This window comes from Pseudomonas sp. PI1 (assembly GCF_000812405.1).
GTDB classification, from domain to species: domain Bacteria; phylum Pseudomonadota; class Gammaproteobacteria; order Pseudomonadales; family Pseudomonadaceae; genus Pseudomonas; species Pseudomonas citronellolis.
Map to the genome: position 1 here is coordinate 49,568 of NZ_JWMC01000065.1, position 21,346 is coordinate 70,913.

Below are 21,346 nucleotides of genomic sequence, written 5' to 3' on the forward strand. Positions count from 1 at the left end.
AAAATATATATCTAACAACCATGTTCCGTATCTGGATTGACTGATATGCCGGTTATAAGAAAAGGAGTCATTGTTTCTGGAGAATATGATGGCTGGGTTGTTCTGGTTGATGATGATCGATCTGGCGATACGGGCGGATTCTATCTGTATTTTGAGAGAGGCCCGAATGAGGGATTTGATTACTGGTTTGAAAATGACGGTCAGCTTAAATCTGAGTTGACAGAATATGAGATAAGTTGGGAAACATAAAAAATATCTCCGGCAAATGCCGGGGATATTTTTTCAATCACTCGCGGTAATCACCAATTTCTTTTTTCCACTTCAACCTTTATCTTCTGATTGAGGCCGGTCTTGGCCTTTTGCCGTCATTTTCTCCTATGGCCTGACAAACACATGACAAATCATGGCGAGGATATGCTTGGGCCGGCTCAGATCAAAAAATACAGGCACGCCAGGGATGTATACACATCAAAAGCAAAAAGGGGACAGGGGTTAGCTGACCAGATCGGCGCGCTGGCGGAGCAAAACCCGCACTAAGCCGCCCAGGCAATGGATGTTATGCAGCGCTTGCTGGCGCAATCCCAAGGAGGCAGGCAGGATTTCGCGCAGATTCTAGAAGTCCCCTTAGTCATGGCGCTCGGTGTGGCATTGATTGCCTCCACACCTCAAGGCCAGGAAGCCTGGCAGAAGGTGGCGCCGCAACTGAGTGCAAGCGTGCGCGAGGATGTGCAGAAGCTGGCGGTTTATCTACTGCTGCTTAATCCGGGGTCGCCTTTCAGCACAGGTAGCATTACCACGCTGCCTATTGCTGATCTGGGTCCTCTGCGTCCGTTGGGGTATCCGGCGGACAATGGACCAGATAAGGCTGATCCGGGGAGTGCTGGATATGGTGCGGGTGGGAAGGTTGAGCTGCCGGTCAGTACCGGTGGCAGTCGGATTGATGAGTCGGGTGGGTGGAGTACGAGTACTCCGGCGGAAAGCATGCCGGGGTTGGGGAATGTCTATAATGAAGAGAAGCCTACATTGGTGACTAACCCTAAACATGTTCCGGGAGGAGATGGGTTTAGACCTAGTGCTGGAGTTCAACCATCGGACTATGCTGATGCATATAAGAGCGCCGTTAAGATAGGGAATGCTTGGTGGGGGGTTAGTACGGATGGGCAGTCAATTTACAGATATTTTGAAAGTGGAGATGGAACTGTGCACTGGGCCGGAAGTACAGGGGACTCTAGAAATCCGCTAAAGCAGAAAGATGTGCATCCTCAGGTTCTGAAAGTATTTGGATTTAAGGCTAAAGGGAGTAAATCACCATGGTGATTGGGGATGTTGATAATTTAGCATTTGAGTTTCTTTCGCTGGGGAATGGTGTCGGTGAATTGTATTTGTTGGTTAAAGGGCAGCGCATAGGCCCTGAGAGTTGGGATTATGATCTGGCTTCGATGAAGAACGCCTGGCTTTATGAGTGTAAGGACCGTGATCGGCGCTACTATCCTGCGTTGCTGAGCTTCTCTTCTAAAGAGTTGGCGCAGATATGGTATTGCGTTCTTTATGAATATGAAGATAAGAGGTGTGAGAGGTATAGATTTTTAAATATAGGGGGGGAGGATATTGGAAGAATATTCTTTTATTCGATTCCTTACTTGCTGGATGGCTGGGGGGTTGGCCTTGTGCAATCTGACGCGGAGGAGCGATTTTTTATTTTTGATGAAGATAAAGATATATATATTGATGTGACTGTTGGGCGTGGGTATTTTTATTCGCTTGTTATGTCGCTCATTGAAAGATTCTAAATTACAGGGCGGAAATTGTTGCAGTTTTTTCTCATGGGTTGGCTAAGTTAACAATTTTGCGGTAGGTCGTGTTGGCTGCGAAAGAGGGCAGATTTGAATGGCGCTTACTTAGGCGCTAACTGATTGATTAAAAAATAAAGACCGCTCTTGGTTTACGATGATAGTCTGATCCCCGGCGTTGATTGACGCTTCGGCCCTCGAAGACCATAGAGATAAAACAAGTAGCAGGCTGGCGCCATAAACAGCATTCACAGTGCAAAGCAGCTTCTTGGGTAAAGTCAGAGCGAAGCGCCATCCGGCAACGGAGGATAACGCTCCGTGTTATGGGCTCTACGGTTGGGTATATCCCTCTGCGGCGGCATGCAGCCGCTCGGCATCGGCCGCCAGGTATTCCTGCGCGCCGAAGGTGCCATCCAGCACTTCCTTAGTGGGGGCGCCCAGGTCGGGAGCTCCGGCCAGCAGGCGCAACAGGTTGACCAAGGCGGATTGGCGAGATTGGGCCGCGTCGTAGAGTTCCGACAGAGTGGTGCTTGTCAGGGGATGGTGGAGAACTTGGGCTGCAAGGTTCATGGGGTTGATCTCTATATGATTGGCTTTCGAGCGAAAAGGGGACAGATTTATTTTTCCTACTCTAAAGCTGGCTGACTGGACAGGATTATGGTAGGAAAAATAAATCTGTCCCCTTTTTTTCCAAATTTTAATTTGGTCTATGGTGATGGATTTTCTAGGTAAAGAATTCAGCGGGTTCAGGGTTAGATCCCTTTATATGAGTGGGGATTTGGTATGTGCCTGTTTGGTTTTGCTTTTTAAGACCTCGGACTCTAGATGGTTTTCGCTCACAATTGGTGAGGGGGTGGCTCTTTATCATAGCGAGGCAGTTGAGCCGAAACTCCTAGATTTGTGTGATATTAATGATGAATTTGCCTATCCTATTCGGGAGTTAAATCTTCTTGATAGGTATTTAGGGGAGTGTATATTTTCGGTATTTGAATATAGGCTTAAGTGTGCTTCTGATGTTTGTGTTGGTGTCTATTTTAATTGTGGGAATTGTGGATTTAGTGTGTTGGAAGCCGAGAGTTGTCTCTTTATGCATGATGGAAAATCCATGGATTTATTGAGGGAGGCTGTTTTGGTAGAGGTTTAACTGGTGCAAAAGTAGTTGCTAAGATAGGAAAGGCTAAGGTTGAGTAAGGCATAAGACTTGGTTCAAATTAGGTATGTGTAGAACAGGGAATTCTGATCTTGACCGGAAATAAGAAATCGAAAAGCGATTTAAATAAAGCTTTCCCCTTTTGCTCGTATCCAAGTGAGTCGGTAAAGATTAGGTATTGATGCTATGGGAACGCGTATTCATAGAAGATTTCCAACGGAATTTGTGCTTCCTGAACGGCTAGATTTTGTTGGCTTGTATTATGACCAAAAAGGATATCGGGTATTGGTGACCGAGTTTGCGCAGGAAGAAGCGCAAAAGATAGAAATTAATTTTGAGGATGCTCCTCTAGCTCAACGCAGCATGGACGAGGGTTCTTATCTGTGTACAACTTGGACAGCTGATGAGGTTGATGGCCCTGTGGGGCCAGTTGTACTTGTAGAGAATTCTGAGTTTCTAGACTGGTTTAATGGGCAAAGCTGCGGGATCTATCCACGAGACCAAATAAAACATGTGGCAATTTTGACGCAGAACGAATGGGTCGAGGTTTTGTGTTTGAAACTTCCATCTATATTTCGAATAGTTTCCATCTAGCGAAAGGCTCCAAAATAAAAAGGAGCAGATTTGAATGGCTCTTACTTAAGCGCTAACTGATTGATCCAGAAAAGAAAGACTGCTCTTGGTCTACGGTGATGGTTGCGAACACACACCGCGCCCAAGGAGCAGCTCAGATGAGTCCTAGGCGCCAGGCCATCATTCATCAACAGCAGCGCGCCCGTCGGTATACATCGAATACGGACGCTTACGCCTTCTTCAACCTGCTAACCGGCCCTGAATTATTCGACTGGAGTGGAGCACCTGACAGGCTTGCAAATTGAGAGGCGAGGGCCGGCGGGGCGAAATTAGAGTAGGAAAAATAAATTTATCCCTTTTTCTAGGAAGGAGGTCGAAATGATTGAAAGCATTATAACTCTAGAGAAACTGCTGTTGAGAACAAGTTTCGAAAGTGGTATCGCGGAAGGCTTAAATGTGTCAGATGTTGCTAGAAGGTATGAAGGTTATCTAGAGGATTTTCGATTGGCCGTAGCTCTATTTAGAGGAACGGTCGAGGTGGATGATAAAGTCGCAATGCAGTGTGCCTTAACTAGAGTTAGAGTTTCTGCGCTAAATATCTCAGGTCTTTATCAGGATTTGATAGATGATATGCTCTTGGTCAATGGGCAAAAATCATGGCCTTCAATCCCAGAGGGGTATGTCTTGCCAGCAAGGTATAGTGACTTTCTGTCGGGAGTTTAGTTAAAAAGTGACCAAAAAGGGGGCGGATTTACTTTTTCCTGTTCTAAATCTGATCTGAGGGCAAGATTAGAGTAATGAAAATAAATGTGTCCTTTTTCGTGAGGTCTGTAAACAAGCTTCTGGATGGTGGGCGACTTAGTCGGGCTATATAGTTAAAGGTATGGAAAAGTATTTGGGATAGTCACTTTGATAGCGGCAAATAAAAAATTCAAAGAGGTGGTGGGAGGTATCAGTCGGGGGGGAGAGTCTCTCGCTGAAAGTTTACTCAATCTGCTTGCTGGTGGATTTGTTATAGATGATGGATGCGCATTCTTGGCCGCCCTTAAAACCAGAGGCGGAAATTCTCGTTTAGATAGTTTTCCAGATAGGACTGGTTATGAATGCTTCATCAATTCAATTCACATAGACGACTATGTGGCTTCGGATTTTGTTTTACAGGCCTGCCTATTTGTGGAAGCTCTATTTGAGAGTTGGCGGGGGGCTGAAGGGACAGGTTGTAGGAAGCTTCAAGCTATTATTTCTTGTGATGAGTTTAGGGCGGTAGTTAAGTTTTGTTTGGTTAGAGATGGTGAAAGCTGGCTTTCAGATAATTTGGAAGAATATGAAGAGGGTATCTTGGTGGCTGATTCACTTGAGAGACAGCTATTGACAGGGGGGCTTTGATTCTGGGGGGATAGAAAACGAGAGATAGTGATGGTTATATGTTCGAAAAGATTTACTTTTCCTACTCTAAAGCTGGCTGACTGGGCAGGATTAGGGGGGGGAAATAAATCCCTTTTCACCTGTTTAGGAGTTCATTGTAGATGGGGGCTATGAGATTTTTCTATTTAAAGGGTGCTGGTCCTTTGCATGGAAAGATTTTCTATAGGGAGGATGAGTATGCAATAGATTTTGTTTGTTCATCATCTGAGCAATTAAATTTGAAGGCTGGTACTCAAGGGTGTATATCTTTATTGGCTCACAGCTTGCAGCTTGAGACTAGTGTTGAAACAGGTGCCCTTCTTTATCCTTGGGGGTTTTTCCCGTTAGTTAATGTCGTAGATGGAAGCGTAGAGCCTCCTAAGGCTATCTGTGGAGAGGTTCGTGTTGAGTTTTCTGGTGTGCAGTTGGTTCAGGGTGTTTCATATGAAATCCCCGGGACACGAGATTGGACAGTCATTAGAGACTCTGGTAGCGGTTGGGTATATATAGGGCCTGAAAGGTTTGTTAGTGAGAATCAAGTGTTTGTTGAGTTTGCTAGTGGTTCTATAATTGGAGTTGTTGAGATGGGAGTTTCTTGCTTGTTTATTCGATTGGAACTCACGTCTTGACTCGGGACCGGAAGATTTCTAGGGCTATGGATAAGAAAAAGTGAGCGGGAAATTTTCTGTTCTTCGATTTTTGATAAAGAGCTATGTTGTGTGCACTGGCGCTATCTTTGTGGCTATGGTGTTGGGAGTGTATGTTTCCGCTGCGATAGAGAATGTGAATATAGATCTTGAGGGGGTGATTCTGGATGCGGCAATTGACTCACTAAAAGGAGGGGCGGTCATGACTGCTGCTGCTGCAGTGATGTTGAAGAACTATTGGTTTAGAGTTCGGAAGTAATTATCTTGTTTAAAAGGATTTTGCTTAGGTACTAATGAATTTGGACGGAAATGAAAAATAAATTTGTTTTTTGGTTTTTATGGGGAGTTAAGAGTCTTGCAGTGTGTATTGAATGTTGTATTTTTGCAATATTTTTGGCAGGCAATATTAGTGAGCTTGTACAAGGCAAGGGGCTGGATGTGGAGGGGTGGTTCGTATACTCCCTACACTAAGGCGGAGTGTTAGGAGGTATTGTCTTTTGTTCGTTAGTGGTCTTAATTATTTTAAACTATTTTTTTAATACACGTCGCTAACTTTCAGAGCACTTGAGGTCGCCCCCACTGCTACTGGTGATCTGATGGAGTATTAATGCCATGAAGCCATATGTTCATATTGGGACCGAAAAGGGATTTGAATGGCACTTACTTAAGCGCTAAGCGATTGATTCAGAAAAGAAAGGCTGCTCTTGGTCTACGGTGATAGTTGCGAACACACACCGAGCCCAAGGAGCAGCCCAGATGAATCCTAGGCGCCAAGCCGTCATTCATCAACAGCAGCGCGCCCGTCGGCATACATCGAATACGGACGCTTACGCCTTCTTCAACCTGCCAAGGAAACTCTGAAAAAGCCTGCCTTTTTCGAGTTTGCAGGCCTGTAAGCCGCGTGGCTACTGGGGCGCATTTTTCGAGTAGGGGCTTTTTCAGACCATCCCTAATGCATAAAAATCCCCGGTCTCTGCCGGGGATTTTCAGCGTCTCAACTATTGTCGCCTGCCTAGCTGCTCATAGTCAGCCTGATACAACGACCAGGCATCGGAGGCCAAGCAGCGCAGCGAGCGGCTGATCGCGCAGTAAGGATTCAGCTCCGGATCGCCCAGACGCTAGGATAAGTTGGAAGTAAAGATATGAACATTGATTCGCTAAGGCAATATGAGTCTGCTGATGATTTTTTCGCGCTCAATGGGAGTGCTGTGATGAAAATGACGATAGCCGCAGCTATCTCTGTATGCGAGCAGGCTATCAATCATGGGTTGATTGTTTCTCGAATTGAAGGTGGTATTTGGCATAATCCTGGGTTTGAAGCGCGTCTGGATTGTATCTGGGATGAGGCAGACTCCTCGGTAGATAAGTTTAGTGCGGAGAAAAGTAATAGGTCTGCTACAGGTTTTATTAAGAGTGAAAGTTTTCAGCATGACACCTTTATCGTTACTGTGAGTAAGTTTTGATTTGGCGAGTGACGAAAGGAGCAGATTTATTTTTCTACTCTGAAGCTGTTTCGGTAGCTAGGACTAGAGTGGTGAAAATAAATCCGTTCCATTTTTGAGGTCGAGCATACGGATAGCAGTTCTACGTTTCATGTACGATGATCGAGGAGGAGTAATAGTGCCAATGATCAAAGGTGCTAATACCTATTTTTATTTTGACGTGGCTGAATATCAGGAGTCCTACTCTAAAGATATCTATGACTCCAACTGGTTGATTGTTAAGATGGCTGCGCGGGTTGGGGAGCTATATTGGTGTGCCGCTGATGCTTGCCTTAGAACCTTTGAGTTGCTTGCTTTGAAAGAATGGCTTCAAGATCTTAGTTGTTTCTGGGTATCTGGGAGTCAGCTGAGGTTTACCGAGGGGGAGATTGGTTTTTTGGCTGGGGAGTGTGGAGTTATTGATGTTGTTTTAGACTTTGGATTTCATCCGTTAGGGGGTAAATATCGATATGGGGTTGATTCTGAATTTGTGCTGAGCTTTAAGGTCTTTGATGGCGATTTGAAGCGATTAATAAGAGATATTGATATGCTGATTGAGAAGTTTCCAGTAAGGCATTGAGAGCTTCTTGGAAGGAATGGGTTGGTCGAAAAGGGACAGATTTATTTTTCTACTCTAAAGCTGATTTGGCGGGTAGGGTTAGAGCGATAGAAATAAATCTGTCCCCATTTTGCAGGAATCAGGAGGATTCTTCTGGCTCTTACCATTTGAGGACTAGATGATGTATGAGTGGAAAAGGCTCTCTGATTTTGATGATCTAATAGCAAGGGGTGTTGTAATTAGATCTCCATCAGGTGGGTTGTATGAGGAATATGTGGATATTATTGTATTTGACCCGCTGGACCGGAATAGGGGAATGGGAGGGCTGATTGTCTCAGGGCAGAAGGCGGGTATGTATTTGGCAATTTTCCCAGTTGAAAGTACTGAAGGAAGGTGCCTTAAAAAAAGATGGGTTATCGAGAATTGGCAGCGCTGGTTCTTTCCTGGGGTTGATGTCGGAGACGTCTATTGTGCTAGGTTTCCAGCGCCAGCTTCATTGCCGAAGAGTTAGCGAAGCTGAAAGGGAGCGAAAAGGAAACAGACTTATTTTCCTATCCTCAAAAAATAAGCCTGCCCCCTTTTCCCTGACCCAGTAAATAGCCGCTCCCTCCTCACCGATCCAGCATCAACCTCGGCATCTCCTCCAGCGGCACCCACAGTTCCCCTTGCCAATCCAGCAACATCACCCGGCGTGCCTGCCAGTTCATCAGTACGCGGCGGGGTGTGTGGTCGTCGGGGGTGTGTTGGTCGCGCAGGGTGGGGATGACTTCGCGGCTCAGCCATTGGTCCAGGTGCTGGCTTTCCGGGTGGCCGAAGCGGATCAGGGCCTTGTAGAGGCCGGCTTCGTTGATCATGTCGAGCGGTTCTTCGCTGTCGGTGGCGTAGCGGACGTGGATGCGGCGGGTTTCGTGGGGGCGGAAGCGGTGGTGGAAGCGCTGGGGGTAGCCGAAGCCGAGGAGGCGGGCGAGGTCCTGGGCGGCGAACCAGGGTTGGTTGTCGATCATCACGCCGCGCAGGGGGCGGCCGTGGCGAATGAAGGTGGTTGGGGTGTATGCGTCGTGCATTGTCGGACTCCTATTCCATTGAGGAGCCGCCGCCATCCGCTGTCAGTCGAATGGAGGCGGACCGTGCGGGGGTGACAGACCGGGAATAGGAACCGGCAGACCCGAAGGTCTCCCCCGCACGATCCGCCATGGAGGATTGCAGCAGAAAACTGCAGGTGTGCGGGAGCCTGCGAAAACGTTCGCCGTTTTCGCCTGCACCTTCTGGCGCATCGCGCCTATTCGTCGGACTGTCAAACCCGGCCACGGGACTGACCGTGGCCGGGGCAGGATAGGCAGGTCGCTGGAGCGGCGGAAGACGGATAATTTCCGAAATTCCCTGTAGGACGGGCCTTGGCGACAAGACGGCGGATTTATCCCGGGCTGCCAGCCGGCTCTGCCTCCACTTCGATGTCCAGGCGCTGCAACCTGAAGCAGGCCGGCTCCGCTCCGCCGTCCAGTGCCTCGCCGAGCAGGGCGATGTAGCGGCTTTCAGCTTCTTCCACCAGCAGCTTCTTGCCGCTGGCCAGCGGCAGCGTGGGGCAGAGGATGCGTGTCGTGCCGGCGTCGTCCAGCAGCAGGGCGTTGCGCGGGGCGCTTTCCTGCAGTTTGCTGCGCAGGGTGATGCGGCAGGCGCGGGGATGTTTCGAGAGCCAGGCAAGGGTCAGCTGGGCTTGGCCGTTGCCTGCCGGGGTTGCCCTGTCGACGCGCGCCAGTTGCCAGGGCGCTTCGGAACCGGGGCGGATGCCGAGCAGGTCGCCGGCCTTGGGCGGTGGGGGCTCGCCGTTGCTCCAGAGCGCGGATACGCCGTTGGAAAGGGGCGTGACCTGGCTCAGCGCTATGACCGGGGGCCGTTCGGCGGCGCTTTCGCTGGGGGATTTGAATTCGATGGGTTCCAGGTGCGGCACTTCTTCGTCGAGCCCGGCCCGGCCGTCGCTGTGGATTGCCCAGACGTCCTGCGCCTTGGCCTGGAGGGCGAAGTGGCGGGCGTCCAGGGCGGCCTCGTCCTTGCCGGCGCCCAGGTGCTCCAGGAGTGCGCCGAAGCCGTGGCAGGCTTCCCAGTCGGCGCCGGGCGGCTGGCCGCGCCAGCTGCGCAGCAGGTGGTCCTTGAGGTCGAACCCCTCTTTGGCGCCGCCGAGGCCCTTGAAGTGCTGCATCACCTTGATCGCTTCGTCCAGTTGCAGCGCCAGCTGGCCCTCGGTGGCGGGCGCCTTGTCGATGTCGAGGAACGCCTGGTCGCGGTCGCTGGCGATGATCCAGCGGTCCGTGTCGCGGGCATTGCCCAGGCGGGCCGTCGAGGCGAGCGTTTCCAGGGATTCGATCAGCACCTGCAAGGCTTCCCCCGGCATCTGCAGGGGGGCCGAGCTTGCCAGCAGCAGGGCGCCGAGGTAGCCGCGGCTGATGCTTTGGCTGCGGGCTTCCGGGATTTCCGGGTCCTTCACGTCGATGTCCTGCAGCGACGCCTGCCGGGCCTTGGCGTAGAGGCGATGGAGCAGGCGCCAGAAACCGGCCGGCGCCTCCTGGCCGTTGAGCAGGGCGCTGAAGTGGATTTCCTGGGCGCTGCGCAGCGTGCGCTGCAAGAGCAGTGCCTTGAGTTGCGCCTCGGTGCATTCGCCCCGGGCCAGGGCCCAGTAGCCCTGGATCAGCCGGCGGTGCAGGGCGGCGATGAGTTGCGCCGCCTTGTCCGCCCGCCGTCGCTCGGTGCTGCCCCGTCGGTCGCCGAGCAGTTCGGCGAGGTTGTGCCCCAGGTCGAAGACTTCCGCTCGCGAACGCTCCAGTTGCTTGAGGCGTGTGGCTGGCGGCAGGCGTGCGGAATCCAGGTCGACCAGGCGGTGGTAGAGGGCTCGTGTCCGGGTTGCCAGGTAGGCAACGTCGGGGCGCCGGGTGGCGTCGTTCGACTGCGTTTTCATCGCGGAAGGCTCTAGGTTGCGGTTCTCCAGAACTTGCCCGGAGACTGCTTGCTTCGCTATGCGATGGGTTTAGGACGCATCTGAAAAACGCTGGGGAAAGGGCTTTTTGCATGGACTGTTGCGCGCCGATGTGCTCGCCAGGGCCAGGAGCACCGTGCTGGAGCCGCGGTTCCGTCCACTGCGCGAAGAGGATTTCTTGAGGCACTTCTGATTCCACGTAGGTGGTATGGGTGGTGGCTCAATGCTTGTGTTTTAATGGCGCGGCCAGGTAACAAGATGTTTTCGAAGGATCGACGGGATGCAGTTCATTCCCACAGGCTGGATGCCAGGCCCTGTCTCGCCTCCTCCTGCCGTTCACGCCGGTACGTCCTGTAGCGGCTGCGTTTCCCGTGCTCGAACTTTCCTTCCTCGCATGCCTGCGCGCATGGGTTCCGCCGTGCGCGCCGGGTGCCCGGGCCCATCGTGGCTCCGGTTGCCATGGTGGCTCTATGGCATTGCCTGGCCATTGAGAGGACGGCCGTCGGCATTGGCTGGCGGCCCTGTTTATTGGATTTCCGAGGGGGAATGCAGTGTGAAGATGAAAATGTCCCGGGGCTTGTTGTTGGGCGTGGCGTCCGCCGCCCTGCTGACGGTCGGCGGTTGTGCCACGGAAAGCTCCAGGGCGCTGCCGGTGCAGCAGGTGGAGAGCGTCAACAAGCCGTATTCCGGCGTGCGTTCGCCCATCGCGGTGGGCAAGTTCGATAACCGCTCCAGCTACATGCGGGGGATTTTCTCCGATGGCGTCGACCGCCTTGGCGGCCAGGCCAAGACCATCCTGATCACCCATCTGCAGCAGACCAACCGCTTCAACGTGCTGGACCGCGACAACATGAGCGAGATCCAGCAGGAAGCCGCGATCAAGGGCCAGGCCCAGCAGCTCAAGGGCGCCGACTACGTGGTGACCGGCGACGTCACCGAGTTCGGTCGCAAGGAGGTCGGCGACCGCCAGTTGTTCGGCATTCTCGGGCGCGGCAAGACCCAGGTGGCCTATGCCAAGGTCGCGCTGAACATCGTCAACATCAGCACCTCCGAGGTCGTCTATTCCTCGCAGGGGGCGGGCGAGTACGAGCTGTCGAACCGCGAGATCATCGGCTTCGGCGGCACCGCCAGCTATGACTCCACGCTCAACGGCAAGGTCCTGGACCTGGCCATGCGCGAGGCGGTGAACAAACTGGTGAACGCGGTGGACAGCGGCGCCTGGAACCCGGCCCGATAACCCGAAGAAAAGCAGGGAGTAGTGATGTTCATGGGTAAGAACTTTGTTGCCAGGGGCTGCCTGGTGGCGCTGGTGTGCGCAGGCGTGGCGTCGCTTGCCGGGTGTTCCTCGCCGAAGACGCTGTACCAGTGGGAAAGCTACCAGTCCCAGGTCCACGACTATTTCACCACCGAGGCGAAGGAGGCGCAGGCCGAGGCGCTGGAGCGCGACCTGCAGAAGATCGCCGCCACCGACGGCCATGTTCCGCCGGGCTATCACGCGCAACTGGGCCTGCTGTATTCGAGCCTGGGCAAGGACGACCAGATGGTCCAGCAGTTCAATACCGAGAAGGCGTTGTTCCCGGAGTCGTCGGCCTACATGGATTTTCTGCTGAAGAACGCAAGGCAGGGAGGTAGCAAGTGATGTGGAACCCGATCAAGACCCTGCTGGCCCTGTTCGCGCTGGCGCTGCTCGCCGGTTGCGCGCCGCAGAAGACCGTCGACTACTCCGCCTACAAGCAGGCCCGACCGCGCTCGATCTTGGTGCTGCCGCCGCTGAACGATTCGCCGGACGTGAAGGCGACCTACAGCATGCTTTCGCAGGTGACCTTCCCGCTCGCCGAGGCCGGTTACTACGTGCTGCCGGTGGCGCTGGTGGCCGAGACGTTCCGCCAGAACGGCCTCTCCACCCCGGCGGACATCCATGCGGTATCCCCGGCGAAGCTGCAGGAAATCTTCGGCGCGGATGCGGCCCTGTACATCACCGTGACGCAGTACGGCACCAGCTACATGGTGCTGAGCAGCGCGACCGTGGTGACCGCCGGGGCCAAGCTGGTGGACCTGAAGACCGGCACCACCCTGTGGACGGGAAGCGCCACCGCCTCCAGCGAGGAGGGCAGCAGCAATAACAACGGCGGCCTGCTGGGCATGCTGATCACCGCGGCGGTCAAGCAGATCATCAGCAGCGCCCAGGACGATGCCGGCTACCCCATCGCCGGTGTCGCCAGCCAACGCCTGCTGTCCGCCGGGCGGCCGGGTGCGCTGTTGTACGGTCCGCGTTCGCCGAAGTACGGCACCGACTGATCCGCCGAGGCCGGGCGAGGGGATGAGGTTGTCTCTTCTGCCGTCGGCAAGGATGGGCCCGGCGTCCCTGCCGTGACCCATCCGCCCTCAGCAAGGGCCCGCCCAGCATTCGCCGGGCGGGCCTGGCGGGGGAATCAGACGATTCCGATCAGACGCGGAAGTGGCTCACCAGCGTCTGCAGCTGCCCGCCCAGGCGCGCCAGTTCCACGCTGGAGGCGGCGACTTCTTCGCTGGCCGCGGCGGTCTGTTCGGAGACGTCGCGCACGCTCACCACGCTGCGGCTGATTTCCTCGGCCACGGCGCTTTGTTCCTCGGCCGCTGTGGCGATCTGCTGGTTCATCGCCTGGATGTTCGACACGGTGCGGGTGATGCTGCCCAGGGATTCGCCGGCCTGGCGGCTCAGGGCCACGCTGCTGGCGGTCAGCTCGCGGCTGCCGAGCATGACGCTGGAGACCTGGCGGGTGCCGCTCTGCAGGCCGGCGACCAGGGCTTCGATCTCTTCGGTGGACTGCTGGGTGCGCTGGGCCAGGGCGCGGACTTCGTCGGCCACCACGGCGAAGCCGCGGCCGGCCTCGCCGGCGCGGGCGGCTTCGATGGCGGCGTTGAGGGCCAGCAGGTTGGTTTGTTCGGCCACTGATTTGATCACGTCCATGACCTTGCCGATCTTCTCGCTTTCCTGTTCCAGGCGCTGCATGGCGTCGGCGGAGCGTTCCACTTCCTCGGCCAGGCGCTCGATCTGTTCCACGGCCTGGTTCACCACGCGGTCGCCGTCGTGGGCTTCGCGGTCGGCGGCGGACGCGGCCTGGGAGGCCTGCTCGGCGTTGCGCGCCACTTCCTGCACGGTGGCGGACATCTCGTGCATCGCGGTGGCCACCTGGTCGGTTTCCACCTTCTGGCTGTTGGCGCCGGCGCTGGTCTGCTCGGTGACCGCCGAAAGCTGCTCGGCGGCGCTGGCGATCTGCGTCACGCTATCGCGGATGCCGCCGATCAGGTCGCGCAGGCTGTGGCTCATGCGCTGCATGCTCTGTTGCAGGCGGCCGAGTTCGTCGCGGCGCTCGACCTGGATGTCGCGGGACAGGTCGCCGGCGGCGATGCGGTCGACCACTTCCATGGTGGCGTGCAGCGGGCGGGTGATCTGCCGGGTGATGACCAGCGCGGCCAGGCCGCCCAGCACCAGGGCCAGCAGGGTGAAGAGCACCTGCAGGTTGCGGGCGCGGGCGCTTTCGATGTCGCGGCGGTCCAGTTGCAGTTGGTAGAGGGATTCGCTGAGCTTGACGATGTCCTGGCCCTGGGTGGTCATTTCCTTGCGCGCCTGGACGATGGCGGCCATGTTCGCCCGCAGGGCCTGCACGCCCTCGCGGTAGCCGCGCAGCGCCGCGCCCAGTTGCTGCACGCGGGCCGCCAGGTCGGGGCCGAGGGTGTTTTCCAGCGCCGGCAGGCTGGCGAGGCTTTCGTCGAGGTGGCGGGTAACGCCGTCGCCATCGCGGGACAGGGCGGTGGCCAGGTAGTCGCGCACGTCGTAGCGGGCCTGCAGCAGGTCCTCGCGGGTGCGGCTGATGGCCTGGTAGCGGGCGGCGCGTTCTTCGTCGGCCGGGGCCTTGAGCACGTCTTCCTGCAACTGCGCGGTCAGCTCGCCGGCGCGGGCGGCCTCGCCTTCCAGGGCGCGGCGGGTGGCGTTGGCGTTCTGATAGCCGCTGCGCATGGCGGCCAGGGATTTCTCGTAGTCGGCGATGACGCCGCCCAGTTGGTCGAGCATGCGCACGTTCTCGGGGCTGACGAAGTAGCCGCGCAGCTTCTGCTGGTGGGCCTTGAATTCGCCCAGGGCGCTCATGACGGCGCCGGCTTCCTGCTCGCCGCCGTCGGCGATCATGTATTGCAGGCGGGTGATGCGCAGCTTGGTGAGGCGGGCGTTGAGCTCGGTGATGTCGCTCATCCAGTTGCTGCGGTCGATCAGCGAGCCCAGGCCGACCCAGCTGACCACGGCGAGGATGGCGGTAAACGCCAGGACCACGCCGAAGCCGAGGGCCAACTTGAGGTTCACGCTCAGGTTGGATATCCAGCTATGCATTGACGATCTCCAAAGAAGGTTCGGTGAAGGCAGGCCATTCGGAGATTGTTCTTGTCGAGGCCATGGCAAGGCGCACCGCGCCAGGGAGGAGTTATCGGCAGGGCATGGCGGAACCGTAGGAAAAGTAAGAAAAATCTGACGCCAGAAACGCGGCGCGCCGTTCCGGGGACGGTCAGCCCCCGGTTATCCACAACGCCAGCAGCGGCACCAGGTTGAACAGCAGCACGCCGATCTTGTAGATGGCCATGCCGCCGTAGTGCAGGGCGTCGAAGGCTTCCCGGCCCAGGCCGAACCAGTGCTTGTGCAGGCGGTACAGGCCGTCGTGGGCGAGGCTGAAGGCGCCGAACCAGAGCAGCAGCACGGCGTAGTTGAGCAGGGTGCACCAGAGCAGGAATTCCTGCGGGTCTCTGACGTTCATGGCGATCTCCCGGGCGTTTTTTCATTCGAGGGCGTCTATGTCGGACGGTTCCGGCACTCGCCGAACGTCGCGGCCAATGGCGGGGCGGCCGGCCGCCGTGGATAATGCGCCACTGCCGTGCCGCGGCTTTGCGGCGTGGCCCGCGGCCGGTTCCCGCGCGGTGGTGGTCGCCCCGCTGCGCCCGTGGTTTCCCGGCCCCTCTCCCTGGTCCTCTCGTCCGCCGTGCGCAGCGTCGCCCGGCGAGGTAGCCCCATGTTCAGCCCGCTCGTCACCTTCCCCGCGCTCTACACCGCCACCCTCCTGATGCTGGCCGGCTCCGGCCTGTTCACCACCTACATGGGCCTGCGCCTGACCGCCGAGGGCGCCGGCGACCTGTGGGTCGGCGGCCTGATGGCGGCCTACTATTTCGGCCTGGTCTGCGGCGGCAAGTTCGGCCACAAGCTGATCGCCGGCTTCGGCCACATCCGTTCCTACGTGGCCTGCGCGGGCCTGGCCACGGTGATCGTGCTGCTGCACGCGCTCATCGACACCCTGGCGGTCTGGGTGGCGCTGCGCTTCGTGATGGGCGCGGTGATGATGAACCAGTACATGGTGATCGAGAGCTGGCTCAACGAGCAGGCCGAAGGGCACCAGCGCGGCAAGGTGTTCGCCGGCTACATGGTGGCGGTGGACCTCGGCCTGGTGCTCGGCCAGGGCCTGCTGGCGGCGAGCCCGGCGCTGGACTACAAGCCGCTGCTGCTGGTGGCGATCTGCTTTTCCGCCTGCCTGATCCCGCTGGCGCTGACGCGCCGCGTGCACCCGGCCAAGCTGGTGGCGGCGCCGCTGGAGATCGGCTTCTTCTGGAAGCGCGTGCCGCAGTCGCTGGGCACCATCTTCGTCGCGGGCCTGATGGTCGGCGCCTTCTACGGCCTGGCGCCGGTGTACGCCAACCGCAACGGGCTGGACACCTCGCAGTCGAGCCTGTTCGTCGGCATGTGCATCGTCGCCGGCTTCTGCGCGCAGTGGCCGCTGGGCTGGCTGTCGGACCGCGTCAACCGCAGCTGGCTGATCCGCGGCAACGCGCTGCTGCTGTGCGTGGCCGCCGCGCCGATGTGGGGGCTGATCCAACTGCCCTACTGGGCGCTGCTGGCCAACGGCTTCGTCACCGGCATGCTGCTGTTCACCCTCTACCCGCTGGCGGTGGCCCTGGCCAACGACCACGTCGAGCAGCCGCGGCGCGTGGCGCTCTCGGCCATGCTGCTGACCACCTACGGAGTGGGCGCGTGCATCGGCCCGCTGTTCGCCGGCGCGCTGATGAGCCACTTCGGCCCGGGCATGTTCTACATGCTGGTGTCGGCCTATGCGCTGGTGCTGATCTTCTGGGTGCAGCCGCGGCGCGTCACCGGCATCCACCGCGTCGACGAGGCGCCGCTGCACCACGTGGCCATGCCCGACACTGTCAGCCCCATGGCCGCCACCCTCGACCCGCGGGTGGAAGAGGTGCCGGAAGAGCTGGTGGTGGAGGCGCCGCCGAGCATCGGCCGCTCCGACGGTTCGCCCGACCAGGCGAGCTGACCTGCGGAAATGAGAAAGCCCGGCGAATGCCGGGCCTTTCTTTCACCTTGCGGTGTACTGCGCGTTGCTTCAGACCTGACGGAAGTGGGCGTTGAAGACGGTGTCGCCACCGGATTCGGCAACGCTCATGGCGCCATGCAGACGGTCGATGGTGTGGCTGCTGCCGTTTTCGGCGACGCGGGCTTCCTCGCTACCCATCTGTTTGTGCAGACGGTCGATGGTGTTGGAGCTGCCGTTCTCGGCTATGCGAGCCTCTTCACCCATCTGCTGGTGCAGGCGGTCGATGGTGCGGCTGCTGCCGTTTTCGGCGACGCGGGCTTCTTCACCCATCTGCTTGTGCAGGCGGTCGATGGTCTGGCTGCTGCCGTTTTCCGAAACGCGGACCTGCTCGCTCAGTTGCTTGTGCAGACGGTCGATGGTCTGGCCGCTGCCGTTCTCGGCGACGCGGGCCTGCATTTGCTGGTGCAGACGGTCGACGCTGTAGGAGGAACCGTTCTCGGCCACTTGCGGGGCGGCGAAGGCGAGGTTGGCGGCGATCAGGGAAAGGGCGAAACCGAAGGTGAGAGTGCGTTTCATGATGTGTGGCTCCTGGAGGAAAGGGGTGTTGTTCTGGACACGGAGCCAGTATCCAATCTGGATTATCGATTTGAAAACGAAGCCGGGCAATTGTCGTTATCGATGCCGATGATGTTTAATTTATTCCTTTAAAAACAATTAATTGATTGTGAATATTGACTTCTATCAATGGTCTCGATGGGGCGTATCGACGTAATTGTTAATATCTGTCGATTAGATGAATCTACCAGCGCAAAAGGCCAGGGCTATCGCCGCAAGCGGCCCGGTCGCTCGCTAAGCCGCATGCCAGAGCGGTTGCGCCTGTTTCTGGGGGCATGGCGTCGGCTTGCATCGATGCGCGGATACCGGCGTGCGGCCGGCGTGGCGTGCTACGGTGGGGAAGCGTTCGATTTTCCGCCCCGGCGATTTTTCCGGCATTTCGCCGGCGCCCTGCGGTCCAACCCGGTAGAAGAGCCTGCCTGGGCGCACCCAACCGACGCGGCGACAAGGAGTTCTGCATGACGCGCGGCGCAAAGATCTGCCTGTTCAGCCTTGCCGGCCTGCTCACCCTGCTGGTGGCGGCGCTGGCGTTCGTCGCCACCTTCGACTGGAACCGCGTGCGGCCGTTGATCAACGACAAGGTCTCCGCCGCCATCGGCCGCCCCTTCGCCATCAACGGCGAGCTGCAGGTGCTCTGGCAGCGCGAGCCGGAGGAGGGCGGCTGGCGCGCCTGGGTGCCCTGGCCGCACTTCGCCGCCAGCGACATCACCCTGGGCAACCCCGACTGGGCGCAGGGCAAGACCCGCGCGGCCGAGTTCGCCAGCCTCAAGCATGTGGAGTTCCGCCTTTCGCCGCTGCCGCTGCTGTGGCGCCAGGTGGTGATCCCGCAGGTGCGCCTGACGCAGCCCAGCGCCGACCTGCTGCGCCTGGCCGACGGCCGCGCCAACTGGACCTTCACCCTGCCGCCCAAGGAAGAGGGGCAGCCCGAGGAGCCCACGCCCTGGTCCCTGGCCATTGGCGAGATCGGCTTCGACAAGGGCCGCGTGGGCTTCGACGACCAGACCCTGAAGACGCGCCTGGAAGTGCTGGTGGACAGCCTCGGCAAGCCGGTGCCCTTCGCCCAGCTGGCCGGCAAGGCGCTGGGCGGCGAGCAGGCGGCGGCCACCCAGGACTACGTGTTCGGCTGGAAGGTGCGCGGCACCTACAAGGGCCTGCCGCTGGCCGGCGAGGGCAAGGTGGGCGGCGTGCTGGCCCTGGAAGACGCCAGCCGGCCGTTCCCGCTGCAGGCCGAGGTGAAGGTGGGCGACACCCGTGCCGCGGTGGTCGGCACCCTTACCGACCCGCTGCACCTGGGCGCCCTGGACCTGCGCCTGAAGCTGGCCGGCACCAGCATGGCCAACCTCTACCCGCTGACCGGCGTGACCCTCCCGGACACCCCGGCCTATTCCACCGACGGCCGCCTGCGCGCGCAACTGCACGACCCGGACGGCGCGCGCTTCGAGTACCAGAACTTCAACGGCAAGGTCGGCGAGAGCGACCTGCACGGCAGCCTGACCTTCGTCAACGGCCAGCCGCGGCCGCGGCTCAGCGGCAAGCTGACCTCCGAGCAGTTGCGCATGGCCGACCTCGGCCCGCTGATCGGCGCCGACAGCAACGCGCAGAAGCAGGCGCGCGGCCAGAGCACCCGCCAGCCGGCGGACAAGGTGCTGCCGGTGGAGGAATTCCGCACCGAGCGCTGGCGCGCCATGGACGCCGACGTGGAGTTCGCCGGCAAGCGCATCGTCCACAGCGACAAGCTGCCGATCAGCGACCTGCAGACCCACCTGCGCCTGGAGAACGGCCTGCTGCGCCTGGACCCGCTGCGCTTCGGCGTGGCCGGCGGCAGCCTGACCGCGCAGATCCGCCTGGACGGCGGCAAGGCGCCGATGCAGAGCCGGGTGCAGCTGCAGGCCCGCGGCTTCAAGCTGAAGCAGCTGTTCCCCAGCTTCGCGCCCATGCAGACCAGCTTCGGCGAACTCAACGGCGACGCCGCCCTGAGCGGCACCGGCAACTCGGTGGCGGCCATCCTCGGCGGCGCCAACGGCGAGCTCAAGCTGCTGATCAACGACGGGCGGATCAGCAAGGGGCTGATGGAGATCGCCGGGCTGAACGTCGGCAACTACCTGGTGGCCAAGCTGTTCGGCGACGACGACGTGAAGATCAACTGCGCGGCGGCCGACGTCGGCATCACCAAGGGCCTGGCCCAGCCGCGGATCTTCGCCTTCGATACCGAGAACGCCATCATCAACGTCGAGGGCACCAGCAACCTCGCCACCGAGCAACTGGACCTGGACATCATCCCCCACAGCAAGGGCGTGCGGCTGTTCTCGCTGCGCTCGCCGCTGTACGTGCAGGGCACCTTCAAGAACCCGAAGGCCGGGGTGCACGCCGGCCCGCTGATCGCCCGCGGCGCCGGCATGGTCGCCCTGGGCGTGGCGGCGGGGCCGGCGGCCGGGCTGCTGGCGCTGATCGCGCCGAGCAAGAGCGAGGACAACCAGTGCGCCGCCCTGCTGGCGCAGATGAAGCAGCCGGCCCGGGCGCCGAAGCGCTGAGTCAGTAGACGGGGATGTACAGGTCGGTTTCCGAGGTGACGTCGTCCGGCCCGTGGAAGCGCTCGGTGTAGCGCTCGAAGGATGGCGCGTGGCGCGGCTCCAGCCCGCGTTGTGGCAGCAGTTCGGCGTGGATGCGCTGGAAGCTGTCGGCGATGCCTTCCACCGGCCCGATATGAGTGAACACGGCGTACTTCTGCGCCGGCACCTCGAACTTCACCATGCCTTCGGGAATCGCGGTGCCCGGTGCGACCGGCAGCCCGGCAATGTAGTGGAAGACGCCGCCGGCGGCCTGGGCGCAGATGCCATAGGCGCTGCGGTCGTCGACCTGCGCGGCGACCTCGTGCTCGCGCGGCAGGAAGCGCTGCCAGAGCTGGCCGATGCTGCCGTCCTGGCCGTCGCCACGGTATTCCAGGCCCACCACGCTGAAGGCGGGCAATTCGACGATGCGGTGTTTCATGAGGTCCTCTCCTGTTTTCCTGCTCGCATGATAGACGGCAGCGATAAAGGCTGAATATTTTTCGCAGCGCCCGGTCCATTGCTCTGTTCCCCCTTTGCAGAAGGAGATTGCCATGCCTCGCAACGGTACGCAGGGCCACACGGCGCGCCACGAGAAGCAGCGGGCGCACGTTCAGGCGCAGTACGGGAAGCTGGGCCTGAGCCCGGAAGAGGTGGACGCCCTGGCCAGGCTCGCCCGGCGCAGCAAGCCGGCCACCGAGAAGTTGCTGGGCATGACGCGCAAGGAGTTGCTGGCGCGCGCGACCCGCGCAGGCGTGCGCGGGCGCTGGCGGATGACCAAGGCGGAACTGGTGGCGGCGCTCAGCTGAGCGCCGCCCGTCGGCCTCAGGGGTGGGCGTCGCGGTCGTGGCGGTCGCGCTCGGAGCAACTCAGGAAGCCGGTCCCGTCGACCCGGCCCTGGTCGTCGAAGGTCACGTAGTAGGGCTGTTCGCGGCCTTCCCTGTTGAGGATGTAGCTGTTGCAGCTACCGGCCTTGTACGCCCGCGCCTGGCTGCTGGACGGCGGACCGCCGACGCGCAGCACCTCGTCCTTGCTCATGCCGTCGTGCACGTCGCGCACCAGCGGCGCGTCGCGGTAGGTCACCAGGTTGACCGGGTTCTGCACCTGGGTGGATTCATGGGAACAGCCCGCGAGCAGGGCCAGGGCGGTGGCGGTCAGCAGGGCTTGCCGGTACATGGGGCCTCCTTGTCGGCTCGGACCTGTGGGTGGTGCTGTTTCGAGTCGGGGGCGGGGAGGGGAGTTCGAAAAAACTGGGGGGGTTGGGGCTTGGGGCGG

Annotated in this window: 24 protein-coding genes and 1 pseudogene; 16 read left to right on the top strand and 9 right to left on the bottom strand. The window is 58.9% G+C overall.

The window, feature by feature from the left end; translation table 11 throughout:
* Nucleotides 1-45 precede the first annotated feature (45 nt).
* From RN02_RS33365 to RN02_RS33375, 3 genes are all read left to right on the top strand, one after another.
* Nucleotides 46-249, top strand: coding sequence for a hypothetical protein (locus RN02_RS33365; RefSeq protein WP_152623793.1), 204 nt, complete (start codon nt 46-48; stop codon nt 247-249).
* A gap of 300 nt (nt 250-549) precedes the next feature.
* Entirely contained in the window at nt 550-1,317 is a 768-nt protein-coding gene (locus RN02_RS33370) for a hypothetical protein (RefSeq protein ID WP_152623794.1), read from the top strand.
* The gene (locus RN02_RS33375; RefSeq protein ID WP_152623795.1) at nt 1,311-1,790 is read left to right on the top strand and encodes a hypothetical protein; all 480 of its coding nucleotides are present in this window, start codon (nt 1,311-1,313) and stop codon (nt 1,788-1,790) included. Before RN02_RS33370 ends, RN02_RS33375 begins: the two co-directional genes overlap by 7 nt.
* Before the next feature lie 330 nt (nt 1,791-2,120).
* Here the strand turns inward: RN02_RS33375 and RN02_RS21310 are convergent, their stop codons facing one another.
* Nucleotides 2,121-2,360: a hypothetical protein gene (locus RN02_RS21310; protein ID WP_043316593.1), complete on the bottom strand. Its 240-nt coding sequence runs from the start codon at nt 2,358-2,360 to the stop codon at nt 2,121-2,123.
* 766 nt (nt 2,361-3,126) lie between these two features.
* Here RN02_RS21310 and RN02_RS33380 point away from each other — a divergent pair.
* The 7 genes from RN02_RS33380 (at nt 3,127) to imm45 (ending at nt 8,115) form a co-directional block, all read left to right on the top strand.
* Entirely contained in the window at nt 3,127-3,534 is a 408-nt protein-coding gene (locus tag RN02_RS33380; protein WP_152623796.1) for a hypothetical protein, read from the top strand.
* A 357-nt stretch (nt 3,535-3,891) separates the two neighbouring features.
* Nucleotides 3,892-4,236 carry a hypothetical protein gene (locus RN02_RS33385; RefSeq protein WP_152623797.1) on the top strand — a complete coding sequence of 115 codons (345 nt, stop codon included), beginning with the start codon at nt 3,892-3,894 and terminating at the stop codon, nt 4,234-4,236.
* A 186-nt stretch (nt 4,237-4,422) separates the two neighbouring features.
* On the top strand, nt 4,423-4,899 hold the full coding sequence (locus RN02_RS33390) for a hypothetical protein (RefSeq protein WP_152623798.1): 477 nt from the start codon (nt 4,423-4,425) through the stop codon (nt 4,897-4,899).
* A 149-nt stretch (nt 4,900-5,048) separates the two neighbouring features.
* Nucleotides 5,049-5,546, top strand: coding sequence for a hypothetical protein (locus RN02_RS33395; RefSeq protein WP_152623799.1), 498 nt, complete (start codon nt 5,049-5,051; stop codon nt 5,544-5,546).
* A 1,160-nt stretch (nt 5,547-6,706) separates the two neighbouring features.
* Nucleotides 6,707-7,027, top strand: a complete 321-nt coding sequence (locus RN02_RS31735; RefSeq protein ID WP_052267783.1) for a colicin immunity protein — start codon at nt 6,707-6,709, stop codon at nt 7,025-7,027.
* Between the two features lie 163 nt (nt 7,028-7,190).
* On the top strand, nt 7,191-7,625 hold the full coding sequence (locus RN02_RS33400) for a WapI family immunity protein (RefSeq protein WP_418323322.1): 435 nt from the start codon (nt 7,191-7,193) through the stop codon (nt 7,623-7,625).
* 160 nt (nt 7,626-7,785) lie between these two features.
* Nucleotides 7,786-8,115, top strand: coding sequence for an Imm45 family immunity protein (gene imm45, locus RN02_RS33405; RefSeq protein ID WP_161796257.1), 330 nt, complete (start codon nt 7,786-7,788; stop codon nt 8,113-8,115).
* A 100-nt stretch (nt 8,116-8,215) separates the two neighbouring features.
* Here imm45 and RN02_RS21315 read toward each other — a convergent pair whose 3' ends face one another.
* A complete protein-coding gene (locus RN02_RS21315; RefSeq protein WP_043316596.1) occupies nt 8,216-8,668 on the bottom strand; it encodes a BRO-N domain-containing protein in 453 nt (150 codons plus the stop codon).
* A gap of 350 nt (nt 8,669-9,018) precedes the next feature.
* Nucleotides 9,019-10,554: a hypothetical protein gene (locus RN02_RS21320; RefSeq protein ID WP_043316599.1), complete on the bottom strand. Its 1,536-nt coding sequence runs from the start codon at nt 10,552-10,554 to the stop codon at nt 9,019-9,021.
* A 577-nt stretch (nt 10,555-11,131) separates the two neighbouring features.
* On the opposite strand from RN02_RS21320, the gene RN02_RS21325 reads away from it, so the two are divergent.
* From RN02_RS21325 to RN02_RS21335, 3 genes are read left to right on the top strand one after another with little or no spacing between them, the layout of a single operon-like run.
* Nucleotides 11,132-11,809, top strand: a complete 678-nt coding sequence (locus RN02_RS21325) for a CsgG/HfaB family protein (RefSeq protein WP_009613369.1) — start codon at nt 11,132-11,134, stop codon at nt 11,807-11,809.
* 30 nt (nt 11,810-11,839) lie between these two features.
* Nucleotides 11,840-12,211 (top strand): DUF4810 domain-containing protein, encoded by a 372-nt coding sequence (locus RN02_RS21330; protein ID WP_043316621.1) that lies wholly within the window; start codon nt 11,840-11,842, stop codon nt 12,209-12,211.
* Complete coding sequence (locus RN02_RS21335; protein ID WP_009613365.1) at nt 12,211-12,870, top strand: DUF799 domain-containing protein; 660 nt, start codon at nt 12,211-12,213, stop codon at nt 12,868-12,870. The genes RN02_RS21330 and RN02_RS21335 overlap by 1 nt, the downstream gene beginning before the upstream one ends.
* Before the next feature lie 148 nt (nt 12,871-13,018).
* On the opposite strand, the gene RN02_RS34745 is transcribed toward RN02_RS21335, so the two are convergent.
* The 3 genes and pseudogenes from RN02_RS34745 to RN02_RS21345 form a co-directional block, all read right to left on the bottom strand.
* A complete protein-coding gene (locus RN02_RS34745) occupies nt 13,019-13,891 on the bottom strand; it encodes a methyl-accepting chemotaxis protein (RefSeq protein ID WP_442965428.1) in 873 nt (290 codons plus the stop codon).
* Nucleotides 13,874-14,938, bottom strand: a pseudogene (locus tag RN02_RS34750) (methyl-accepting chemotaxis protein); the annotation flags it as partial. The gene RN02_RS34745 and the pseudogene RN02_RS34750, both read right to left, overlap by 18 nt.
* 172 nt (nt 14,939-15,110) lie before the next feature.
* Entirely contained in the window at nt 15,111-15,356 is a 246-nt protein-coding gene (locus RN02_RS21345; RefSeq protein WP_009613362.1) for a DUF6868 family protein, read from the bottom strand.
* Between the two features lie 252 nt (nt 15,357-15,608).
* Between RN02_RS21345 and RN02_RS21350 the strand changes: the two genes are divergently transcribed.
* Complete coding sequence (locus RN02_RS21350; RefSeq protein WP_009613359.1) at nt 15,609-16,910, top strand: MFS transporter; 1,302 nt, start codon at nt 15,609-15,611, stop codon at nt 16,908-16,910.
* Nucleotides 16,911-16,979: 69 nt separating this feature from the next.
* Here the strand turns inward: RN02_RS21350 and RN02_RS21355 are convergent, their stop codons facing one another.
* On the bottom strand, nt 16,980-17,486 hold the full coding sequence (locus tag RN02_RS21355) for a hypothetical protein (protein WP_043316605.1): 507 nt from the start codon (nt 17,484-17,486) through the stop codon (nt 16,980-16,982).
* A 497-nt stretch (nt 17,487-17,983) separates the two neighbouring features.
* On the opposite strand from RN02_RS21355, the gene RN02_RS21360 reads away from it, so the two are divergent.
* The gene (locus RN02_RS21360; RefSeq protein ID WP_043316607.1) at nt 17,984-20,056 is read left to right on the top strand and encodes an AsmA family protein; all 2,073 of its coding nucleotides are present in this window, start codon (nt 17,984-17,986) and stop codon (nt 20,054-20,056) included.
* Between the two features lies 1 nt (nt 20,057).
* Here RN02_RS21360 and RN02_RS21365 read toward each other — a convergent pair whose 3' ends face one another.
* A complete protein-coding gene (locus tag RN02_RS21365; protein WP_043316610.1) occupies nt 20,058-20,513 on the bottom strand; it encodes a GyrI-like domain-containing protein in 456 nt (151 codons plus the stop codon).
* 112 nt (nt 20,514-20,625) lie between these two features.
* Between RN02_RS21365 and RN02_RS21370 the strand changes: the two genes are divergently transcribed.
* Nucleotides 20,626-20,880, top strand: a complete 255-nt coding sequence (locus tag RN02_RS21370; RefSeq protein ID WP_009613353.1) for a hypothetical protein — start codon at nt 20,626-20,628, stop codon at nt 20,878-20,880.
* A gap of 16 nt (nt 20,881-20,896) precedes the next feature.
* Here RN02_RS21370 and osmE read toward each other — a convergent pair whose 3' ends face one another.
* Nucleotides 20,897-21,247, bottom strand: a complete 351-nt coding sequence (gene osmE, locus RN02_RS21375) for an osmotically-inducible lipoprotein OsmE (protein WP_043316613.1) — start codon at nt 21,245-21,247, stop codon at nt 20,897-20,899.
* Nucleotides 21,248-21,346: the final 99 nt, after the last annotated feature.